The organism is Marinobacterium sp. NO-S09, from assembly GCF_059179545.1.
The window spans coordinates 451,680-471,173 of record NZ_CP168954.1; the positions used below are offsets into that span (position 1 = coordinate 451,680).

Consider the following 19,494-nt stretch of genomic DNA (forward strand, 5'->3'; position numbering starts at 1 on the left):
TGTCAGTTCTGCTGAAACAGGCTGGTGCGATGGTGTTCTTGTGCCCACTGCAATGCCTCTGCAACCGGCATGGGGCGGGCAAACAGATAACCCTGACCCAGCTGGCAACCCCTGGCCTGCAGCAGCTGTAGTTGTTGCCGGGTCTCGATTCCCTCGGCGACCACGTCAAAGCCGAAACGCTCACTCAGGCGCAGAATCATCTCGACCACGTGCGTGGCTTCTTCCGATTCGCCCAGACGCCTGACGAAGGTCTGGTCAATTTTCAGCGTGCTGGCGGGCAGGTCAGTGATGTGTGCCAGTGACGAATAACCGGTACCGAAGTCATCAATACTGATGCCAATGCCCAGCTGGCGCAAAAGCTCCAGCTGTTCTGCCGTCTGTTCATATTCTTCCATCACCTGGGTTTCGGTGATCTCCATATCCAGAAGGTGGTGTTCAATCCCGGATTGCTCAATTCGAGCCAGCAGGACCTCCATATAGCTGGTATTCAAAAGGTCCAGTGTCGAGGTGTTGAAAGCAACGGGTAAGGGGGTGTTCTGGGCAATCAGCTGTTGAATCACGTCCAGTGTCATGTCGAGTACCTGAAGGTCCAGTTCGGTAATCAGGCCGGCGGTTTCGGCCAAAGGCACAAACACCCCCGGTGATACACTTGCGCCGTCGTCGGTGGTCCAGCGTGCCAGCGCTTCAAAACCTTTCAACTGCCCGCTTTTGAGGCAAATTTTGGGCTGCAGGGCCAGACTGAAGGCATGGTTTTCCAGTGCCGATCTGAGTTTGTCGAGCAGGGTCTGGCGTTCCCGCACGGACTGTTCCTGGCCCGGGTTATAGAAGGCAAAACGTTTGCCATCCCGTGCGGCTGACTCGACTGACAGCTCGCCCAGGCGCAGCAGCTGCTCGGGAGGACACCCCGGGCAGTCGCTCAGTTTCACCAGGGCAGCGATATGTTGAATACGGTGTGTTGCACCCTCAAGAATGAGGGGGGCCTGCAATGCTTCAGGCAGGTCGGAGGTAAAGCTGTCGATGGGGGCGAGCAGGGCAAAATCGTATCGATCCAGTCGGGCGATAAGCGTGGGATGCGTCGACAGGGCGCGAAGTCGTTCGATCAGTGCGTTCAGCACCTTGTCACAGAAAGCTTCACCAAATACCAGAGCGGCTTCATTCAGTTCGTGCAGTTTCACAGTCAGCAGTTGATGTTGCCCTGCTTCGGTCTGACTCAGATCCCGAATCACCCGTTTCAGGTAGTTGCGGTTGGGGATATCCAGCAAGGGATCCTGGTAGGCGAGCCGGTTCAGCCGTTTGTACAGCGACAGGTTACGGAAGCCGCTGTCGATGTTCTCGCAGAACACTTCCAGCAGGTTGATCTCGGACTGTTCCAGTTGGCGCCCTGTTTTGATCAGCACCAGGTAATGGCTGTCGTTCAGGTCAGATTGAGTGAAGTTGAGCAAGGTGTGGGTAGGGGCAAAAATATGCTGATCCGTCTCCAGGGCCTGTGTCAGAGAGCGGCGCATATCCGCATCTTTGAGGCGGTGCAGAGTGTAGTTGCTCAGGTAGCCAAAGCTGCCGGTGGCCGCAACAATACGGGAGCTTTCCGGGTCGCCGCCGGTCGGGTGCAGGGCACAGACAATGCCGCCTTCTTCCACATCCAAAAGCATGCTCAGATGCATCAACACGGCTTGTGTGTATTGATGCAGTTCGCGCTGGCGGCTGAGCGACTGCGAGGCTTCAACCAGAATTTGCAGGCCCTGGCGCGCCTTCTCCAGCTGGCGCGCGCGCTCCCAGGTACGAATATTGCCGTTGATAATGGAAACCAGATGGTCGTGGTCCAGTTCGGATTTGCACCAGTAGTCATCAATATCGAGATGGCTCATGACATCGGTGCGGGGGGACATGCCGGGCTGGCCGGTCAACAGAACGATACGCACTAGGTGATTGCCGATGGTCTCGCGAATGGTGCCCACCAGCTTCAGGCCGGCATCATCGTCTTCCATTACCACATCCAGCAGAATAACGCTGATATCAGGGTGGTCAGGCAGGATGCGGGCGGCCTCCATGGCTGACCGCGCCTTTAATACTTCAACCGGCCGCTGCTCGACTCTCAGTGTCGCCAGAGCGTGGCACAGGGACGACTGGTAGCCGCTATCATCCTCTACGCTGAGGACCTTCCAGGGCCGCGCCGAATGTTCGGGTGGAGGCTGGCTGCTGGCCTTGAACTGAAACAGTTGGTTCCTTGGCATCGGGGGTACCTTGTTTTCCAGTAATGTCTATTGTTGATGGCTACCTGTGCTTCTTTTTTCTCGTCGCTATTTATAGACAGTGTTTGCCCCTTTTGCACGCTGTGCAATAAACGGGTGCAAAAAATGCGCGATTTTGGTGCGCCTCTAGCTTGGTACCTGGGGGTGACCGAGTGCCCAGGCAAGTGCCTTCTCGGGTGGCATGGGGCGGGCAAACAGGTAGCCCTGGCCCAGCTGGCAGCCTCGGCTGGCGAGGTATTGACGCTGGCTTTCGGTTTCGATGCCTTCGGCAACAACCTGGAAGCCGAAAAAGGCGCTCATGCGCAGGATCATATCGACCAGGTGTTGTGCTTTGGGCGAAGTTTCCATGCGGGCAATGAAGGTGCGATCAATTTTGAGCACTGAAGCCGCCAGGTCAGTGATATGGGCAAGCGATGAGTAGCCGGTGCCGAAGTCATCAATACTGACGCCCATGCCGGCATCCAGCAGCTGACGCATCTGCTTTGAAATCACCTCGTATTCGGCCATGGCCTGGGTTTCAGTGACTTCCAGTTCCAGCCGGTTGAAAGGCACACCGGATGCCCTGATTAGCGCCAGCATCTCGTCGAAATAACCGGGTCTTAGCAGATCAATGGAGCAGGTGTTGAAGGCGATGGGGAGATCGATGCCTTGCTGTCGCAGCTGCCGGCTGGCGTCCAGTGTTTTCGCCAACACGCTCAAATCCAGCTCGCTGATTAAACCGGCTGATTCGGCGACCGGAATGAACTGGTCGGGGGGAATATAAGAGCCATCAGCCTGTTGCCAGCGTACCAGTGCTTCAAAGCCGGCCAGGTGCCCGGTCGCCAGGGTGATTTTGGGCTGCAGGGCAATGCTGAGTTGATCGTGTTTGAGGGCCTGGCGCAGATTCAGCAGCAGTTGGTAGCGTTCGCGCATCTGCTGTTCCTGCATGCCATCGTACATCAGCAGGTGTTCTCGTGCGTGCCGGCGGGTATCCAGTGACAGCTCAGCCAAGCGAAGAATCTGCTCCGGGGTATGGTCTTCACAGACGGATAGCGGCAGCTGCAGTGCCCGTGCCGGAATCAGGTGCTCGCTGTCATCAATGAGGACCGGTGCGTCCAACAGTTGGTCCAGTGCTTCAGTGGACGGTGCTGACTGGCTGGGCAGCAACAAGGCAAAGCTGTTGCGATCTATGCGTGCCAGCAGCTGAAGTACCTTGAGCTCGGTCGCCAGTCGGTCGGCCATGCTGCGCAAAACGCTGTCGCTGAACAGTTCGCCAAAATTGAGCGTAGCTTCATTAAGTTCGTTCAGCTTGATAACAATAAGCGTATGTTCGCTGCGTGCCTGTGCGGGCAGTTCCCGCAGTGCCTGCTTGAGTGCGTTTCGGTTGGCCATTCCTAGCTGAGGGTCCTGATAGGCCAAGTGGCTCAGCTGGTCATAGAGCGAGAGATTGGTGAGTCCGGTGCCGATGTTTTCACAGAAAACATCCAACAGGTTCTGCTCGGCTGCCGAGAGCGGCTGCTGCGTTTTCAGCACGGCCAGGTTGCAGCCGGATTGTGTGTCAGCCTGGCTGAACAACAGAACGGTGAGGGCGCCCTGTTGCTGATGACGGCCCTGAAAGCATGCCTGGCGTATCAGGTCTGCCAGCATCTGTTCTGACTGTATATAAGGCTGGAGTGAGACAGGCTCCTGAGCCGAATAGCAGCCCCTGCTGGCCAGGATTTCCATGTCCTCCGGCAGGCTGGTGCCTGAGAGACTGTGGCTGTGGCAGATCAGACCGCCATCCAGGTTGGGCAGCAGCAGCTCCAGTTGATCCAGCAGCGCATTCAGGTAAGGCTTAAGGCTGCGAAACTGGCTCAGTGTCTGTGAGGCCGTCACGATCTGCTGTAATCCTCTGCGCGCATGCTCCAATTGAGAAGTACGCTCCCAGGTGCGCAGATTGCCGGTGATAACAGACGTCAGATGCTCGTGGGTCAGGTCGGATTTGCACCAGTAATCGTCGATATCATACTGCTTGAGTACGTCAGGGCGGGGCGCCATGCCGGGCTGACCGGTAAGCAGTACGATACGTACCTGGCTGTTGCGGATGACATTGCGGATGGTATTCACGAGACGCAGGCCGGCATCGTCCTGCTCCATGACCACATCGAGCAGGACAATGCTGATATCGGTGTACTCAGGCAGCAGGCGTGCCGCTTCAAGTGCTGAGCGCGCTTTTAATACCTGGAGCGAGCGCCCATCAACCTGGATCAGCGACAGGGCATGAACCAGTGAAGCCTGGTAGCCGGCGTCATCCTCGACACTCAATACCTTCCAGGGCGGTACGGCTGCAGTGGGGGCCTGCTCCGGCTGGAATACAAATGGCTCTCGAGCCGACATGCGCATCATCCTGTGTTGGGTTGCATGCTTGTACTTCATATCCGGTTGCTATCAGCTTGGTTCAGCCCCCTGCCTTTGTAAACCCCGATAAATTCTTAAAAAGACGGTCCTAGCCGTACACCAGTTCCGGCAGCCAGGTGGCCAAGCCGGTCTGCCAGGCCAGCAGTCCCAGTACCAGCAGCTGGATCAGGATGAACGGCACTACGCCCTTGTAGATCTGCGTGGTCGACACATGCGCCGGTGCCACACCGCGCAAATAGAAGAGCGCAAAGCCGAATGGCGGCGTGAGGAACGAGGTCTGCAGGTTGATCGCCAGCATGACACCGAGCCAGACCGGGTCCAGCCCCATGCTGAGCAGAATGGGCGCGACAATCGGCACCACCACGAAGGTGATCTCGATGAAGTCGAGGAAGAAGCCCAGCAGGAATACGATCAGCATGACGATGGCCATGGCTCCAACCACGCCTCCTGGCAGGTCGTGCAGGAAGTCGCGCACCAGGTCGTCACCGCCGTAACCGCGGAACACCAGCGAGAAGATGGAGGCACCCACAAGGATGATGAATACCATGGAGCTGACCTGGGTGGTCGAACGCATCACCTCGTTCAGTGTTTTCAGGTTAAAGGCGCGACGCATCACGGCCAGACCAATGGCACCCACTGCGCCGACAGAGGCGGCTTCGGTGGGGGTGGCAAAGCCGCCCAGAATGGAGCCCAGTACCAGACCGATCAGTACCACTGGCGGAACCAGTGCCTTGAGGGCTCGCAGCCACAGGTTGGTGATCTGGTTCAGTTCCTCTTCGGGAATGGCCGGCACTGCCTGAGGACGGGTGATGGCGACAAACACCATGTAGGCGATGTAGGCCGCGACCAGCAGCAGACCCGGAATCAGCGCGCCGAGGAAGAGGTCACCCACGGTGACGGTTTCCGGCGAGAAAATGCCCTGGTCGATCTGTGATTGCTGATAGGCGTTGGAGATAACATCACCCAGCAGCACCAGCACGATGGAGGGCGGAATGATCTGGCCCAGCGTACCCGAAGCACAGATGGTGCCGGTGGCGACCGCCGGGTCATAGCCGCGCTTGAGCATGGTGGGCAGCGACAGCAGGCCCATGGTAACCACGGTCGCACCGACGATACCGGTACTGGCCGCCAGCAGCATGCCGACCAGCGTTACCGAGATGCCCAGACCACCGCGCATGGAGCCGAACAGGGCGGCCATGGTGTCCAGCAGTTCTTCGGCGATGCGAGATTTCTCCAGCATCACGCCCATGAATACGAACAGGGGTACGGCAATCAGCGTCTCGTTGTTCATCACGCTGAAAATACGGTTGGGCACCGCTTCCAGGAACACACTGTCGAAATGCCCGGTCATGGCACCGATAGCGGCAAACAGCAGGCCGGTACCGGCCAGCGAAAAGGCGACGGAGTAACCCATCAACAGGACAACTACCGCACCGACAAAGAGCAGCAGGGGCAAAAACTCAATCACAGGGCGTGCTCCTCTTCGGCAGGCGGCAGGTGGCTTTTACCCGCGAGGACCATCAGGCTGCGCAGCAGCTCGGCAATGGCCTGCAGGATCATCATGGCCGGCATGGCCAGCAGGGCTGTCTTGAGGATATAGCGGTAGGCCAGGCCTCCGGCTTCCTGAGAGCCTTCCTTCAATTCCCAGGAAGTCGCAACATACTCCCAGGAGATCCAGAACAGGAAGATGCACACCGGTAGCAGCAGGAAGAGGGTGCCGAAGAGGTTAATCCAGGCTTTGCCCTTTTCGCTCAGTGGGCGGTAGATAATATCGACGCGGACATGGCCATCGTGTTTGAGGGTGTAGGCGGCACCCAGCAGGAATACGAAGCTGTGCATGTAGACAACTGATTCCTGCAGCGCGATATTGCCCTGCTCAAATACATAGCGCATAACCACGACAACAAAGGTCGCAATGACCATGAGTAAGGTCAGCCAGGCGATCAGGCGGCCGGTCCATTCGCTGAATCCGTCCAGAAACCGAATCAGGCCCGTCACGGGATGGGGTTGACTCATTGTTCTTCTCGTTATCGAAATGAATAATCGCGCCTGAGTATATCAGGTATAACTCAGGGGTCAGCAGCCAGGCCCCTACTGCTTGCGGCGTCAAAGCCGTACAATGCACATACAGACACCAAGTGGAGATTTCCCATGACCGAACTGCTGAACCTGGAGCCCGAACTGGAGACGTTTGAGCCCTGGCAGCTGACCGCTTTCTCGGCGGCACTGACCGAGCGCATGTACCCCAACTTCGCACTCTTTTCGCGTTTGGTGGAGTTCGGTGATGCCGCCAAGCTGCGTCAGGTGCTGGATGGTGTCTGGGACAGCCTGACCGGGCGTGCCGGCAAGATGAACTTCGAGGTGCAGCAGGAAGCCGTGGAAGCCAATATGCCGGACCTGGAAGAGTTCGACATGTACGGTGCTTGGCCGGCACTGGATGCCGTGGTGGCTCTTAACGCCACGCTGAGCTGCATTCTGGAGAAGGATCTGACGGCTGCAACCAGTATCGGTCAGCTCTCCCGCGAGTGTGTAGCCACCTTCCTGGAAGTCACCGAAGGTGATGACCAGCTGTCGGATGAGGAGCTGGTCAAACTGATCAATACCCATGACCTCATGCTGGCCGAAGATGACTTCCGCGAAGAAGTGATCGAGCGCCTGCGGGGCCAGAAAACACCCACGGCCGAGTTTGTCTCGTCACTGCGTGAACTGGCACGTAACGAGGGTGTCAGTAACATCGGTATCAGCGACGAAGACTGAACATGCTCAAACTGGGACTGATTTTACTGGTAGTACCGGCGGTACTGCTGATGGGCGGGTACATGTACGACCTGTCTCTGGCCGATGCCTGTCTGGATCAGGGCGGCTCCTGGAATTATGAGCTGGCCGAATGCGATGCCGCGGGTGCCAGCCATCCCTTTGTACCCTTTATGGTGCGTCACCCCCTGTGGGTGAACGGCGGCATGCTGCTGTCGGTGGTGGGGCTGTTCATGTGTATCGCCGGCCTTTACCGTCGCCGTTAAAACGGAGTTTTCAATGCTGAAAAAAATTATTCTGGCGCTGGTGCTGATTCCAACGCTGGTGGGTGTGTTTTTGTGGCAGGTGCAGCCGGCCTGGTGGGTGGAAGTCAAGGCGGAATGGCTGGCTGACTTTAACGCCGAACGGGAAGAGCTGGCGGCGACCTGGCGCAATGATGGCCTGGACTTTGGGCGTGAGAATGCTCAGGCGGCCTGTCTGGACAAGGCGCTGAATGACTTTGATGGCTGCACCGGCTTCCAGTGCACCGTCAACCATGGGCGTTTCCTCAATGCCTGCCTGGAAACGGCAGCCGTGACCGAGAACTTTTGCGAGGGTGTGCCCGCATTTCGGGAAGAGCCCACCGAAGATGACAAGAGCTGGGCCAAGTATGCCTGCTGGGATCGAAACATTCGGGGTGAAGGCTGCCGTTTGTTGATGCGTCAGCAGCAGCTGTTCTGCTCGGATGGCAAAGCGGCCGACGCCAGCGACGCGGCCGCACCCGCATCAGCGGACGGATAACACCAGTTTGCCGCGGATGTGGCCCTGGGCACTGAGGCGGTGTGCCTCGGCGGCCTGATCCAGTGGCAGGCTGTCCGTGATGTTCAACATGACCTTGCCGCTGGATGCCAGCATAGCCAGCTCATGCAGCTGTGCGGCATCCGGGCGGGCCCGAATACCACTGACTTTCAGTCCCTTGGCTTCGCCGGCTGCAATTACTTCTGCTGCCGTTACCGAGGGCAGTGTCACCATACGGCCATGAGGGTTCAGGCAGTCCAGTGCCTTGATTGCGGCTTCGCCCCCCACACCATCGATGATCAGATCGGCATCATGGATCAGATTTTCTACCTGCTGGCGGGTGTAATCAATGACATCGTCACAGCCCAGACTTTGCAGGAACGCCTTGTTGGTGCCGGATGCGGTGCCGATCAGGTGAGCGCCTTTCCACTTGGCCAGCTGCGCAGCCAGGTGTCCGACTCCGCCGGCCGCGGCCAGTACCAGAACGTTCTGGCCGGATTTCAGTTCGCCCGCTTCAAACAGTGCCTGCCAGGCGGTCAGGCCTGCCAGGCCAAGGCCCGCCGCAGACACCGGGTCCAGCGCCGCCGGGCGCAGGCAGACCTGGTCAGCAGGTGCGATCAGGTATTCGGCATAGCAGCCGGCCGGCTGCGGGAACTTGATAAAGCCCAGCACTTCATCACCTGAGCGAAACTGCTCCACACCCTCTCCGAGGGCTTCCACGGTGCCGGCAAATTCCCAGCCGGGGCAGAAAGGCAGGGCGTCGATAAAACTGCTGGCGCCACCGCCGGAACAGGTTTTCCAGTCGATCGGATTGACCCCGGCGGCACGGTTGTGAATCAACACTTCACCCGGCCCCGGCGCTGGGCAGTCGATCTCCTCTAGGCGCAACTGCTCAGGGCCGCCAAAGTCATGGATGCGAATGGCTTTCATGTTAACCTCTCCGGTCTTGTTGGCCTGCCTGCGGGCAGGGCCGGTCATTCAGTTGTCATGCTGCAAGAGTAAATGGATCTGGCCTGACCTGGCAAACTTTCGTTGAGGAGGAAAAATGAAAGGAAACCCTGTACGTGGCGCCAGTTACTTGCTGCGCGGAGCGGCCATGTTACCCCAGCCCGGCCTGCGCCGTTTTGTGCTGGTGCCGCTGGTGGTGAACGTGTTGCTGTTTATCGGGGCCATCTGGTTGTTGGTGGACCAGTTTAGCGTACTGATCGATTATTGGCTCGGTTTTGTGCCGGATTGGCTGGACTTCCTGTACTGGCTTTTTTGGCCATTGTTCGCCCTGCTGGTGCTGGTCGGGGTCTATTATGGTTTCTCCATTGTGGCCAACCTGATCGCGGCGCCTTTTAACGGATTTCTCTCGGAAAAGGTCGAACGGCGCCTGCGCGGCGATCCCATCAACGATGAAGGCTGGATGGAAGTGCTGGCCATGATTCCCCGTTCACTGCAGCGAGAACTGCAGAAGCTGGCCTACTACCTGCCACGCTTTCTGCTGATTCTGGTCATCACCTTTATTCCGGTGGTCAACCTGATGGCCCCGCTGCTCTGGTTCCTGTTCGGGGCCTGGATGATGTCGATCCAGTACTGTGACTACCCGATGGATAACAACAAGGTGAGCTTCCCGCAGATGCGTCAGCTGATGAAAGCCAAGCGCGTTACCTCGGTAGGCTTTGGTGCGCTGGTGCAAGTGGGCATGCTGATACCGGTGCTCAACCTGTTCGTGATGCCGGCAGCGGTCATCGGCGCCACCCTGTACTGGGTTGAAGAATACGCCGGCGAGAGCCGAGAGCTCAGGGACGTGCGGAATTAATCCGCGTCCCTGACCGGTACGACCATGTCGGGCGGGAAGTGGCAGGTAAAGGTGCTGCCCTCGCCCGGTGTGCTGTCGATAGTCAGGTGGCCATCGTGGCGTACCAGAACATGCTTGACGATGGCCAGCCCCAGGCCGGTGCCCCCGCTGGCCGACGAGCGGCTCTCATCGATACGGTAGAAACGTTCGGTCAAGCGCGGGATATGCATCGGTTCTATGCCGATACCATCGTCGGTGACGGAAAAGTGCCCGCCTTCCGTATCGACCCACCAGCGCAAGGTGATGGTGCCGTTATCCGGTGTATAGCGCACCGCATTGAACACCAGATTGGAAAAAGCGCTCTGCAGCTCGTTTTCCTGCCCCAGCAAGTCGTAATTGGAATCAACTTCCACCACAAACGAGTGACCGCGGTCCATTGACAATGCCTGTGCATCATCGTGCATCTGGCGTATCAGTGATTGCACGAAGATCGGGTGTTCATCGCTGATGTGCTGGCTGGCTTCCAGTCGCGACAACAGCAGCAGATCAGTCACCAGGCTTTCCATGCGGCGTGCCTGCTGCTGCATCTGGTTCATGCCGCGCGCCAAGGGACGGGGCAGGTCCTGATCCAGAAAGGTCTCAAGGTAGCCACGAATCACCGTCAGCGGGGTGCGCAGTTCGTGAGAGGCATTGGCAACGAAGTCCTGACGGGTCTGCTCCAGGCGCACCAGACGGGTGATATCGCGGGCCACCAGCAGGCGGTCGCCTTCACCGAAGTGACTGATCTGGTATTGCAGACGGATATCGCCGTTGACCGGTGACGGCAGCTCCAGAGGTTCCTGATAGTGCCCCTTGCGGTAGTAACGGACAAAACGGGGGTCACGCAGCAGGTTCATCAGCGGTTTGCCACGGTCAGAGGCGGCGCGAAGACCCAGTAAACGGTCTGCGGAGCGGTTCCACCATTCCAGGTTGTTCTGGTTGTCGACGATGACAATGGCATCTGTCAGGGCGGCGGAGGACTGCTGGAAACGGGAGATAATGCCGCGCAGGTACTGTTCGCGGGAGCGGCCACGCTTCTGGGTGCGCGCCAGTTCGTCAAAGAGGTCGCCCCAGGCACCCTTGGCCTCCGGCGGCTCCGAGCCATCTTCGCGTTGTAACCACTCGCTAAGCTGGCTGAAACGTTGAGCGTGGTAAATGCTGCGCACCAACAGGCCCACGGCCAGGCCGGCCATGGGATAACCAAACAGAGCGCCCAGCGTCAGAGAAGCCAGCGCACACAGCAACAGGTTGATCAGCATTGCATGTCGAGATACATGCATAAGCGGGCTCCATCCGGTGGAAAATCAACGGTGCACAGGTATCAGGCGACCTGTGCCGAGAAACGGTAGCCGGTGCCACGGACCGTTTGTACCAGGTAGTCATGGCGGCTGCCCAGTGCCTTGCGCAGACGGCGGATATGCACGTCGACGGTGCGTTCTTCGACGTAGACATTACCGCCCCAGACCATGTCCAGCAACTGGCTGCGGGAATAGGCACGGTCCGGGTGGGTCATGAAGAACTGCAGCAGGCGGAATTCGGTCGGCCCTAGTTCCAACGGTGCTTCGTCAGCCGTGACTCGGTGTGACACCGGGTCCAGGGTCAGGCCATCAACGGTAACTGGTTCTTCAACACCCTTGGGTGTAGTGCGGCGCAGTACCGCCTTGAGGCGTGCAACCAGCTCACGTGGGGAAAAGGGTTTGGTGATGTAGTCATCGACACCCGTCTCCAGGCCCTGGATCTTGTTGTCTTCGTCGGTCTTGGCAGTCAGCATGATGATCGGGATATCCGCGGTCACCTCTTCCTTGCGCAGACGGCGGGCAAACTCGACACCACTGGTGCCGGGCATCATCCAGTCCAGCAGAACCATATCAGGCTTTTGGTCGATGATCTGGGCGTGCGCATCCTGAGCATTGTCGGCTTCGGAACATTCGTAACCGGCCATTTCCAGGGCCACGGCAATCATTTCGCGGATCGGCGCTTCGTCGTCGACGATCAGTACGCGTTTTGATGCAGACATCGTTTCTGCCTCATTTACAGAAGTTATCGGAGGCTAGTATTACAAGACGTTTCGGTTACATTAATATGACAAATCCGGTTTTTGTCCAGTCACGCCTTTATAACAACGCGTAGTCTGCCGCCAGGCCCAACAGCACTGCCAGCTCGGCATAGTGGTTGTTGAGGAAGGCACGGAAGCAGGGCATGCGTTCGCGATGGCGAATCAGCCACTGCTGGAAGATGAAGAAGCCCAGCGCCACGACCAGCCCCAGGTGGAACCAGATCCCCAGTTGCTCGATGGCGCCTACCCACAGCAGTACGCCCAGCGCGGCCAGTTGCAGTAGCCCTACCATCAGCTTATCCAGACGCCCGAAGAGTACGGCAGTAGATTTCACCCCGATCTTGAGGTCGTCATCCCGGTCCACCATGGCGTACTGGGTGTCGTAGGCCACGGTCCAGAGCAGCTTGGCTGCGTACAACAGCCAGGCGGTCAACGGCAGCTGTTCCTGTACGGCGGTAAAGGCCATGGGAATGGCCCAGCCAAAGGCGGCCCCCAGCACCACCTGCGGCAGGTGGGTATAGCGCTTCATGAACGGATAGACGAACGCCAGTGCCAGCCCGCCAAAGGACATCAGGATGGTCATCGTATTGGTAAACAGAACCAGTACAAAGGACGCCAGCATCAGGCCGACAAACAGCCAGATTGCTTCACGCTCTGTCACCCGGCCCGAGGGCAGGGGGCGTTGGTGGGTGCGTTTGACGTGACCATCAATATGGCGGTCGGCAAAGTCGTTGATGACACAGCCGGCAGAACGGGTCAGGAACACGCCCAGACAGAAAATCAGCAGCAGGTGCAGGGGCGGCAGGCCTTCAGCAGCGATCCACAGCGCCCAGAGCGTGGGCCAGAGCAGCAGGTAGGTGCCGATCGGCTTGTCTGCCCGCATCAGGTGAACATAGGCCTGCAGGCGTGCTTTCAATGGACGTTCGGCTGACATCTCCACGGTGGAACTCCGGCTCACAAGATCAGAGCGGGTATTGTACGTGCTCCATGGCCGGTAGAAAAACCTCACACACCAGCAAGGGTTTGTTGTGCAGGCGGAACACCGAGCGCCGTGCCCAGTATTCCTGGCCGTGTTCATCACGCATGGGGGCCGAGACCAGCGGGCTGCGGCTGAGGCTGGGGTCACGGAACATCAGTGAGCCCAGCGAACGGCTGCCGATCAGGCGCAGGCGGCGTTCACGCCCGGTCAGGGTGCTGGCGGGCAACACGGAGCGGGCGTATACCCAGGGCACGCCATTGCTGCCCAGCAGCTCCACTTCACGGATCAGCGCGATCTGGCGCGGTGGCATGCCCAGCGCACGGGCTTCGTCGGCGCTGGGGCAGTCCCAATGCTGTGACAGCACGCGCACGGCAAACTCGCCATGGGCGGCGCGGGTCAGGCGTTGTGTCAGGGAGCCTTCATCCTGCAGCCAGGGGCGCCAGTGGTGCGGCACCTTGCGTGGGCAGGCGGCGGGGAGCCAGCGATGTGCAGTCTGGGGTTGGATCAGGGCGGTGCGGGCAGACACGTACAGACTTCCGTGAGATCGAAAGCGCAAGAGTGTAGCACCTTGGCGGATTTGCTGCCTGGGAGGGCGGCGTCGATTGCACGAAAATCGCCCACAGAGTGGGCTCCCACAAAAGCTTGTGCAGGAAAGATCGTTTTCAGAGTGTTTTCCCACACAGGGCTGAAGCTAGAGGGATGGTACAGGCAAGGGTGCCTAAGTAGGGTTAAACAGGCTGGGTGAATAGGAAAAAGCGCTCCCTCAGGGCTGGCGGCCAGCCCCTTGTGGGAGCGCAATCTGTGCGCGAATGCCTGCCGGCACCGACGGGCTTACTGCTCGTCGGCATCCTCAGAGTCATCGCCATGCGTTTCTTCGCGCACGGTTTCCTTGATCTGCTTCAGGCTCTGGTGGCGCACGTCTGTGCCGCTGACCTGATAGATCAGGTGCTCGGACAGGTTGCGGGCGTGGTCACCGATACGCTCAAGGCTGCGCAGTGCCCAGATGACGTTCAGCACGTTGGAGATTGCACGGGCATCTTCCATCATGTAGGTCACCAGAGAGCGCATGGCGGTGCGGTATTCCTGGTCCACACTGCGATCCTGCTTGGCGACGCGGTACGCCATTTCCAGGTCGTTGCGGGCGAAGGCGGTCAGCACATCCTTGACCATATCACGGACCAGGTTGCCGATATGACGGACTTCCTGGAAACCACGCTGGTTGGCTCCGTTGTCGGCCAGTTCGATCGCCATCTTGCAGATGCGGGTCGCTTCGTCACCGATGCGCTCCAGATCGGACACGGCACGGCTGATCGATACGATCAGGCGCAGGTCGCTGGCGGCCGGCTGACGGCGGGCGATGGTAGTGGTGCACTGCTCATCGATCATCAGTTCCATTTCGTTGGTCTGCTGGTCGATGCGGCGGGACTGTTCCGCCAGCTCCACATCACCGTTCAGCAGCGCCTCAACGGCGTCGGATACCTGACGTTCCACAATGCCACCCATGGTCAGCATCTGAGTGCGGATTTTCTCCAGCTCCTCATTGAACTGCTGCGAAATATGGGTCGAGTAGTTGTCGTTTTCGAGTTCCACGGTTGCTATCTCCGTTGCTGGCCCTGGAATTAACCGTAACGGCCGGTGATGTAGTCTTCAGTCTGTTTCTTCTCGGGGTTGGTGAACAGCGCATCGGTGGCACCAAACTCGATCAGGTCACCCATATACATGAAGGCGGTGTAATCGGATACACGGGCCGCCTGCTGCATGTTGTGGGTTACGATAACGATGGTGAAATCGTTTTTCAGTTCGTGGATCAGTTCCTCGATCTTCAGTGTGGAGATCGGGTCCAGTGCAGAAGCGGGTTCGTCGAGCAGCAGGACTTCCGGTTTTACCGCCACGGTACGGGCAATAACCAGACGCTGCTGCTGACCACCGGACATGCCCAGTGCGCTTTCGTGCAGGCGGTCCTTCACCTCATCCCAGAGTGCCGCAGAGCGCAGCGCCCATTCCACGGTTTCGTCGATCACGCGCTTCTTGTTGATGCCCTGGATACGCAGGCCGTAGGCCACGTTCTCATAGATCGACTTGGGGAAGGGGTTCGGCTTCTGGAACACCATGCCCACACGGCGGCGCAGGTCGGCCACGTTGACGGTACGATCGTAGATGTTTTCGCCGTCCAGCAGCATTTTGCCGGTGATGCTGCAGCTGTCCACCAGGTCGTTCATGCGGTTGAAGCAACGCAGCAGGGTGGATTTACCGCAACCGGACGGGCCGATGAACGCGGTTACACGGTTCTTCGGGATATCCATGTTGATACCGTGCAGGGCTTCCTTGTCGCCGTAGCTCAGGCGCAGATCCTGCACCTGCAGGGTGATCTGCTCGTCGTCCAGGTTCAGCTGACGGTCGTCACGCTGCATGGAAGAGATATCGATAGCGTGGGTTTTGGCTTCGCTAGTCATGTTGTAAACCTTCAATTCAGAATTCGTGAGCCGTCAATTACATTTCAAGCGCTTTGTATTTTTCGCGCAAGTGGTTGCGGATCGCAATGGCCGAGAAGTTCAGCAGGGCAATCACCACAACCAGCAGGAATGCAGTGGCGTATACCAGCGGGCGTGCCGCTTCTACGTTGGGGCTCTGGAAGCCGACGTCGTAGATATGGAAGCCCAGATGCATGAATTTCTGGTCCAGGTGCAGGAACGGATAATTACCGTCCAGCGGCAGGCTCGGTGCCAGCTTGACCACACCTACCAGCATCAGCGGGGCAACTTCACCCGCTGCACGGGCAATCGCCAGAATCACGCCGGTCATCATCGCCGGGCTGGCCATCGGCAGCACCACTTTCATCAGGGTTTCGAACTTGGTCGCACCCAGTGCCAGGGAACCTTCACGCACGGAGCGCGGAATACGGGCCAGGCCTTCCTCGGTGGCCACGATCACCACCGGCACGGTCAGCAGCGCCAGGGTGATGGAGGCCCACATCAGACCACCGGTACCGAAGGTCGGAGCCGGTTTGGCTTCCGGGAAGAACAGGTCATCGATGCTGCCGCCCAGAAAGTAAACGAAGAAGCCCAGACCAAATACACCGTAGACGATGGACGGTACACCGGCCAGGTTGTTCACCGCGATGCGGATCAGGCGGGTGATAAAGCCCTGGGTCGCGTATTCACGCAGGTAGACCGCGGCGATGACACCGAACGGGGTGACCAGCACGGACATCAGGATAACCATCATCACGGTACCGAAGATAGCCGGGAAGATACCGCCCTCGGTGTTGGCTTCACGCGGCTCGTCGGAGAGGAATTCCCATACCTTGGCGCCGTAATGAACCAGTTTGTCGCCGGTACCCATGTTGTTGGGCAGGAAGGCACGTACCACCTTGGCAATGTCGATCTCTACTTCACGGCCGTCCGCGATTTCTGCAATGAAGCTGTCGCGGTTGATGCGACCGTAGAGCTCGATCAGGTCCTGCTGCAGCACTTCATAGTCGGCATTCAGCTCGGCACGACGGGCTTCGATTTCAGCATAGGCATCGGCATCAGTGGACTGTTTCAGCTCCAGAGAACGCTCTTTCAGACGCAGACGCTCGATCTCGTAGTTGATGCTGCCGATCTTGTGTTTTTCGATCTCCAGGATCTGATCACGGATATCGAGTACACGGTCGATACGGCGCTGGAACTCGTCCCAGACCTCCATATAGGCGTCGGACTTGTCATAGCCGTCGTGGCGGGCCACGGTTTCACCGTCTTCGCGCACTTCACGCAGGTAACCGTAGAAGTTGCCCCACTCAAGGCGCTCGGCGGCCATGATCATTTCCGGGTAGGTCTTGTCGACCACCCAGTCATCCATGGCCCAGAAGAAGTCGGCCGGGAGGAAGTCACGGTTGCCAACCTTGAGCAGGTCGCGACGCATGGCTTCCACACCCTCGGGCACCTCAACACCGGCACCGCGCAGCTGCTCGGCCGGCACCATTTCCTGTTGCACCATCTCGCCCATGATGCGGCGATTCTGGTCATGGGTGTAAGTGGCCTGCAGCACGTCGGCGGGCCAGAAGTGGGCCAGACCGCGGATCGCGATCAGACCCAGCAGGCCGACCACCATGATCACACAGATCGCCACGGCACCGGCGTTGAGCCAAACCCAGGGAGAGCCGGATTTGGTCCATTCACTGACTGAATAACGCATTTATCTAATCCTCACTCTCAGCGATCACAGGGAACCGTATTTCTTGCGCAGGTGCTGACGGATCCCTTCCGCCAGGGTGTTCACACAGAAGGTGAACAGGAACAGCACAAAGGCAGCCAGGAACAGGGTGCGGTAGTGGGTACTGCCGACCTCGGATTCCGGCATTTCCACCGCGATGTTGGCGGCCAGGGTACGCATGCCTTCGAAGATGTTCACATCCATGATCGGTGTGTTGCCGGTGGCCATCAGTACGATCATGGTCTCACCCACGGCGCGGCCCATACCGATCATCAGCGCCGAGAAGATACCAGGGCTGGCTGTCGGCAGGACCACGCGGGTCAGCGTCTGCCAGGCAGTGGCACCCAGCGCCAGTGAGCCGTAACTCAGGTGCTTGGGGACGGCGAAGATGGCATCTTCGGTGATCGAGAAGATGGTCGGGATCACGGCAAAGCCCATGGCGATACCGACAACCATGGCGTTACGCTGGTCATAGGGGATGCCCACTTCGTTGCTCAACCAGGTCGGCATATGGCCGCCGAAGAAGGCGTCTTCCACCGGAACGGCCAGACCCAGGCCCAGCCAGGTTGCCAGAATGACGACCGGCACCAGCAGCGCGGCATCCCAGCCTTCCGGAATCAGGAAACGGATCTTGTTGGGCATGTTGTTCCAGGTGAAGCCGAACAGCACGATGGCGATGGGGATCACCAGCAGGCACACGAAGATACCCGCCAGGTTGGCTTCCATGAACGGCGCCAGCCAGAGTCCGGCGAGGAAGCCCAGGATAACCGTCGGCAGTGCTTCCATCAGCTCGATGAACGGCTTCACCTTGCGGCGCATGGCCGGCACCATGAAGTAAGCGGTGTAGATGGCGCCACAGATCGCCAGCGGGGTGGCCAGCAGCATGGCGTAGAAGGCCGCTTTCAGGGTACCGAAGGCCAGCGGCATCAGGCTGTATTTCGGCTCGAAGTCGTTGTTGGAAGCAGAGGACTGCCAAGTGTACTCAGGCTCTTCATAGCCTTCGTACCAGACTTTCTCCCAGTACGCGCTCCAGGAAATTTCCGGGTGCTCGTTATCCACGTGCCAGAAGCTCAGGCGGTCACCGTGCTGCACCAGCAGTGCGTTGGCTCGCGGCGCCAGAGCGATGGCATCAGCCGCACCGTCAAACAGCGGCTCACTCAGAACCTGGCGGTTGGCGGTACTGTTATAGATGTTCAGCATACCGTCAGCGGACAGGGTAATGATGCCCTTGCGGCGCTGTTCGGTGGTCAGGTTGGTGATATCACTGGCGTGATGGTCAAAGTCACGGATATGGGTCAGCTGATATTCGTTGGCATCATCGCGCACGAAGAACCACTGCGACAGACGGCCCTTGCTGTCACCGATGATCAGGGAGTTGCCACCCAGCAGCAGTTCAAAGCTGGTCAGGGCGCCCTTGCTGGCTTCCAGCAGTTGGCTGACTTCCGGCTCGTTGCCCAGTGTCATCACGCCAATCTTGCCCTGCGGCAGACTGGCCAGCAGCCAGCGATGATCAGGTGTCATCACCAGTTTATTGGGTACATTGCTGAACGAGGGCAGGTTACGACGGCTTTCTTCGATCTCCACCTCACCGGTGAGGAAGTTTTCCGTCATTTCCAGGCTCAGCTCACTCAGCGTGCTGCCGCTCAGGGCAATCAGCGCCCACTCGTCCGAGTTGCCGTTGATCGCCAGACGCTGGATCGGGCCGTCTGCCACCTGCAGCGGGGCTTCACCGACCGGGTACACCAGCTCGGGTGTCAGTACACGCTGACCATTGGGGTAGCTGGCCTTGTAGTTGTGCTTGATCACCTTGGCGCTGCCGTCGCTGAGGCCAAAGGCAAAGGTCTGGCTGGCTTCGGACAGCAGGCTGAAGCTTGTAATTTCGACACCTTCCGGCAGCGCCAGCTGCTCGGTCAGGCGCACCTGACCACTGGTGGTGTCAAAGAAAATCATTTCACCCGCATCGCTGACACGAAAACCGATCTCGGCCTGTTCTTCGACGGCGAGATAGAGTGTCGAACCTGTGCCGGGCACGGTATAGCTGACTTCCTGCTCGCCACCCCAGGGCGCTACTTCCGCGGAACGGAACAGCGGGGCAACTTCATACAGCAGGTAGAAGAAGATCATCACAACGGCGAGGATTACGCTGATACCGCCGATAGCGATGCTGCTGGCGGCCAACTTGTCCTTCAGCATGCGCGCCTGGCGGAGGCGGCGCTGAGCCGGGGTGTTGAAGTCCAGCTCCGGCACAGTGTTGGTTTGCTCAATACTCATGTCGAGGGTCCTGAGA

The 19,494-nt window shown here is 58.8% G+C and carries 17 protein-coding genes; 4 read left to right on the forward strand and 13 right to left on the reverse strand.

Annotated features, from left to right (window positions below):
• Nucleotides 1-2 precede the first annotated feature (2 nt).
• From O3C79_RS02285 to O3C79_RS02300, 4 genes are all read right to left on the reverse strand, one after another.
• Entirely contained in the window at nucleotides 3-2,231 is a 2,229-nt protein-coding gene (locus O3C79_RS02285; RefSeq protein ID WP_494384638.1) for an EAL domain-containing protein, read from the reverse strand.
• A 144-nt stretch (nucleotides 2,232-2,375) separates the two neighbouring features.
• Nucleotides 2,376-4,604 (reverse strand): bifunctional diguanylate cyclase/phosphodiesterase, encoded by a 2,229-nt coding sequence (locus tag O3C79_RS02290; RefSeq protein WP_494384639.1) that lies wholly within the window; start codon nucleotides 4,602-4,604, stop codon nucleotides 2,376-2,378.
• 109 nt (nucleotides 4,605-4,713) lie between these two features.
• Nucleotides 4,714-6,093, reverse strand: coding sequence for a TRAP transporter large permease (locus O3C79_RS02295; protein WP_076462960.1), 1,380 nt, complete (start codon nucleotides 6,091-6,093; stop codon nucleotides 4,714-4,716).
• Nucleotides 6,090-6,641, reverse strand: coding sequence for a TRAP transporter small permease subunit (locus tag O3C79_RS02300; RefSeq protein WP_076462961.1), 552 nt, complete (start codon nucleotides 6,639-6,641; stop codon nucleotides 6,090-6,092). Before O3C79_RS02300 ends, O3C79_RS02295 begins: the two co-directional genes overlap by 4 nt.
• Before the next feature lie 135 nt (nucleotides 6,642-6,776).
• On the opposite strand from O3C79_RS02300, the gene O3C79_RS02305 reads away from it, so the two are divergent.
• Genes O3C79_RS02305 through O3C79_RS02315 form a run of 3 tightly spaced genes read left to right on the forward strand, consistent with a single transcriptional unit; the run spans nucleotide 6,777 to nucleotide 8,159 of the window.
• The gene (locus tag O3C79_RS02305) at nucleotides 6,777-7,382 is read left to right on the forward strand and encodes a YjaG family protein (RefSeq protein WP_010324559.1); all 606 of its coding nucleotides are present in this window, start codon (nucleotides 6,777-6,779) and stop codon (nucleotides 7,380-7,382) included.
• Nucleotides 7,383-7,384: 2 nt separating this feature from the next.
• Complete coding sequence (locus O3C79_RS02310; RefSeq protein WP_010324558.1) at nucleotides 7,385-7,645, forward strand: hypothetical protein; 261 nt, start codon at nucleotides 7,385-7,387, stop codon at nucleotides 7,643-7,645.
• Between the two features lie 13 nt (nucleotides 7,646-7,658).
• Entirely contained in the window at nucleotides 7,659-8,159 is a 501-nt protein-coding gene (locus O3C79_RS02315) for a hypothetical protein (RefSeq protein ID WP_010324557.1), read from the forward strand.
• Here O3C79_RS02315 and O3C79_RS02320 read toward each other — a convergent pair.
• On the reverse strand, nucleotides 8,145-9,086 hold the full coding sequence (locus O3C79_RS02320) for an NADP-dependent oxidoreductase (RefSeq protein ID WP_494384640.1): 942 nt from the start codon (nucleotides 9,084-9,086) through the stop codon (nucleotides 8,145-8,147). The two genes, O3C79_RS02315 and O3C79_RS02320, sit on opposite strands and share 15 nt — an antisense overlap.
• A gap of 115 nt (nucleotides 9,087-9,201) precedes the next feature.
• Between O3C79_RS02320 and cysZ the strand changes: the two genes are divergently transcribed.
• Complete coding sequence (gene cysZ, locus O3C79_RS02325) at nucleotides 9,202-9,960, forward strand: sulfate transporter CysZ (RefSeq protein ID WP_494384641.1); 759 nt, start codon at nucleotides 9,202-9,204, stop codon at nucleotides 9,958-9,960.
• On the opposite strand, the gene phoR is transcribed toward cysZ, so the two are convergent.
• From phoR to O3C79_RS02365, 8 genes are all read right to left on the reverse strand, one after another.
• Entirely contained in the window at nucleotides 9,957-11,258 is a 1,302-nt protein-coding gene (gene phoR, locus O3C79_RS02330) for a phosphate regulon sensor histidine kinase PhoR (protein WP_494384642.1), read from the reverse strand. The genes cysZ and phoR overlap by 4 nt on opposite strands.
• Before the next feature lie 41 nt (nucleotides 11,259-11,299).
• Nucleotides 11,300-11,995 carry a phosphate regulon transcriptional regulator PhoB gene (phoB, locus tag O3C79_RS02335; RefSeq protein ID WP_494384643.1) on the reverse strand — a complete coding sequence of 232 codons (696 nt, stop codon included), beginning with the start codon at nucleotides 11,993-11,995 and terminating at the stop codon, nucleotides 11,300-11,302.
• Nucleotides 11,996-12,092: 97 nt separating this feature from the next.
• Nucleotides 12,093-12,968: a 4-hydroxybenzoate octaprenyltransferase gene (gene ubiA / locus O3C79_RS02340; protein WP_494384644.1), complete on the reverse strand. Its 876-nt coding sequence runs from the start codon at nucleotides 12,966-12,968 to the stop codon at nucleotides 12,093-12,095.
• 28 nt (nucleotides 12,969-12,996) lie between these two features.
• Nucleotides 12,997-13,539, reverse strand: a complete 543-nt coding sequence (locus O3C79_RS02345; protein WP_494384645.1) for a chorismate--pyruvate lyase family protein — start codon at nucleotides 13,537-13,539, stop codon at nucleotides 12,997-12,999.
• A gap of 305 nt (nucleotides 13,540-13,844) precedes the next feature.
• Nucleotides 13,845-14,603 carry a phosphate signaling complex protein PhoU gene (phoU, locus tag O3C79_RS02350; RefSeq protein ID WP_076462968.1) on the reverse strand — a complete coding sequence of 253 codons (759 nt, stop codon included), beginning with the start codon at nucleotides 14,601-14,603 and terminating at the stop codon, nucleotides 13,845-13,847.
• Nucleotides 14,604-14,632: 29 nt separating this feature from the next.
• On the reverse strand, nucleotides 14,633-15,466 hold the full coding sequence (gene pstB, locus O3C79_RS02355) for a phosphate ABC transporter ATP-binding protein PstB (protein WP_010324549.1): 834 nt from the start codon (nucleotides 15,464-15,466) through the stop codon (nucleotides 14,633-14,635).
• Between the two features lie 37 nt (nucleotides 15,467-15,503).
• Nucleotides 15,504-17,189, reverse strand: a complete 1,686-nt coding sequence (gene pstA, locus O3C79_RS02360) for a phosphate ABC transporter permease PstA (RefSeq protein ID WP_494384646.1) — start codon at nucleotides 17,187-17,189, stop codon at nucleotides 15,504-15,506.
• A 24-nt stretch (nucleotides 17,190-17,213) separates the two neighbouring features.
• On the reverse strand, nucleotides 17,214-19,478 hold the full coding sequence (locus O3C79_RS02365; RefSeq protein WP_494384647.1) for an ABC transporter permease subunit: 2,265 nt from the start codon (nucleotides 19,476-19,478) through the stop codon (nucleotides 17,214-17,216).
• Nucleotides 19,479-19,494 lie beyond the last annotated feature (16 nt).

Excerpts from the sequence above, each read along its gene's own strand:
- O3C79_RS02305 (WP_010324559.1), top strand. The coding sequence starts at position 6,777 with ATGACCGAACTGCTGAACCTGGAGCCCGAACTGGAGACGTTTGAGCCC.
- phoR (WP_494384642.1), bottom strand. The coding sequence starts at position 11,258 with ATGCATGTATCTCGACATGCAATGCTGATCAACCTGTTGCTGTGTGCG.
- O3C79_RS02315 (WP_010324557.1), top strand. The coding sequence starts at position 7,659 with ATGCTGAAAAAAATTATTCTGGCGCTGGTGCTGATTCCAACGCTGGTG.
- O3C79_RS02365 (WP_494384647.1), bottom strand. The coding sequence starts at position 19,478 with ATGAGTATTGAGCAAACCAACACTGTGCCGGAGCTGGACTTCAACACC.
- ubiA (WP_494384644.1), bottom strand. The coding sequence starts at position 12,968 with ATGTCAGCCGAACGTCCATTGAAAGCACGCCTGCAGGCCTATGTTCAC.
- pstA (WP_494384646.1), bottom strand. The coding sequence starts at position 17,189 with ATGCGTTATTCAGTCAGTGAATGGACCAAATCCGGCTCTCCCTGGGTT.
- O3C79_RS02290 (WP_494384639.1), bottom strand. The coding sequence starts at position 4,604 with ATGTCGGCTCGAGAGCCATTTGTATTCCAGCCGGAGCAGGCCCCCACT.
- O3C79_RS02285 (WP_494384638.1), bottom strand. The coding sequence starts at position 2,231 with ATGCCAAGGAACCAACTGTTTCAGTTCAAGGCCAGCAGCCAGCCTCCA.
- phoB (WP_494384643.1), bottom strand. The coding sequence starts at position 11,995 with ATGTCTGCATCAAAACGCGTACTGATCGTCGACGACGAAGCGCCGATC.
- O3C79_RS02320 (WP_494384640.1), bottom strand. The coding sequence starts at position 9,086 with ATGAAAGCCATTCGCATCCATGACTTTGGCGGCCCTGAGCAGTTGCGC.
- O3C79_RS02310 (WP_010324558.1), top strand. The coding sequence starts at position 7,385 with ATGCTCAAACTGGGACTGATTTTACTGGTAGTACCGGCGGTACTGCTG.
- cysZ (WP_494384641.1), top strand. The coding sequence starts at position 9,202 with ATGAAAGGAAACCCTGTACGTGGCGCCAGTTACTTGCTGCGCGGAGCG.
- O3C79_RS02300 (WP_076462961.1), bottom strand. The coding sequence starts at position 6,641 with ATGAGTCAACCCCATCCCGTGACGGGCCTGATTCGGTTTCTGGACGGA.
- pstB (WP_010324549.1), bottom strand. The coding sequence starts at position 15,466 with ATGACTAGCGAAGCCAAAACCCACGCTATCGATATCTCTTCCATGCAG.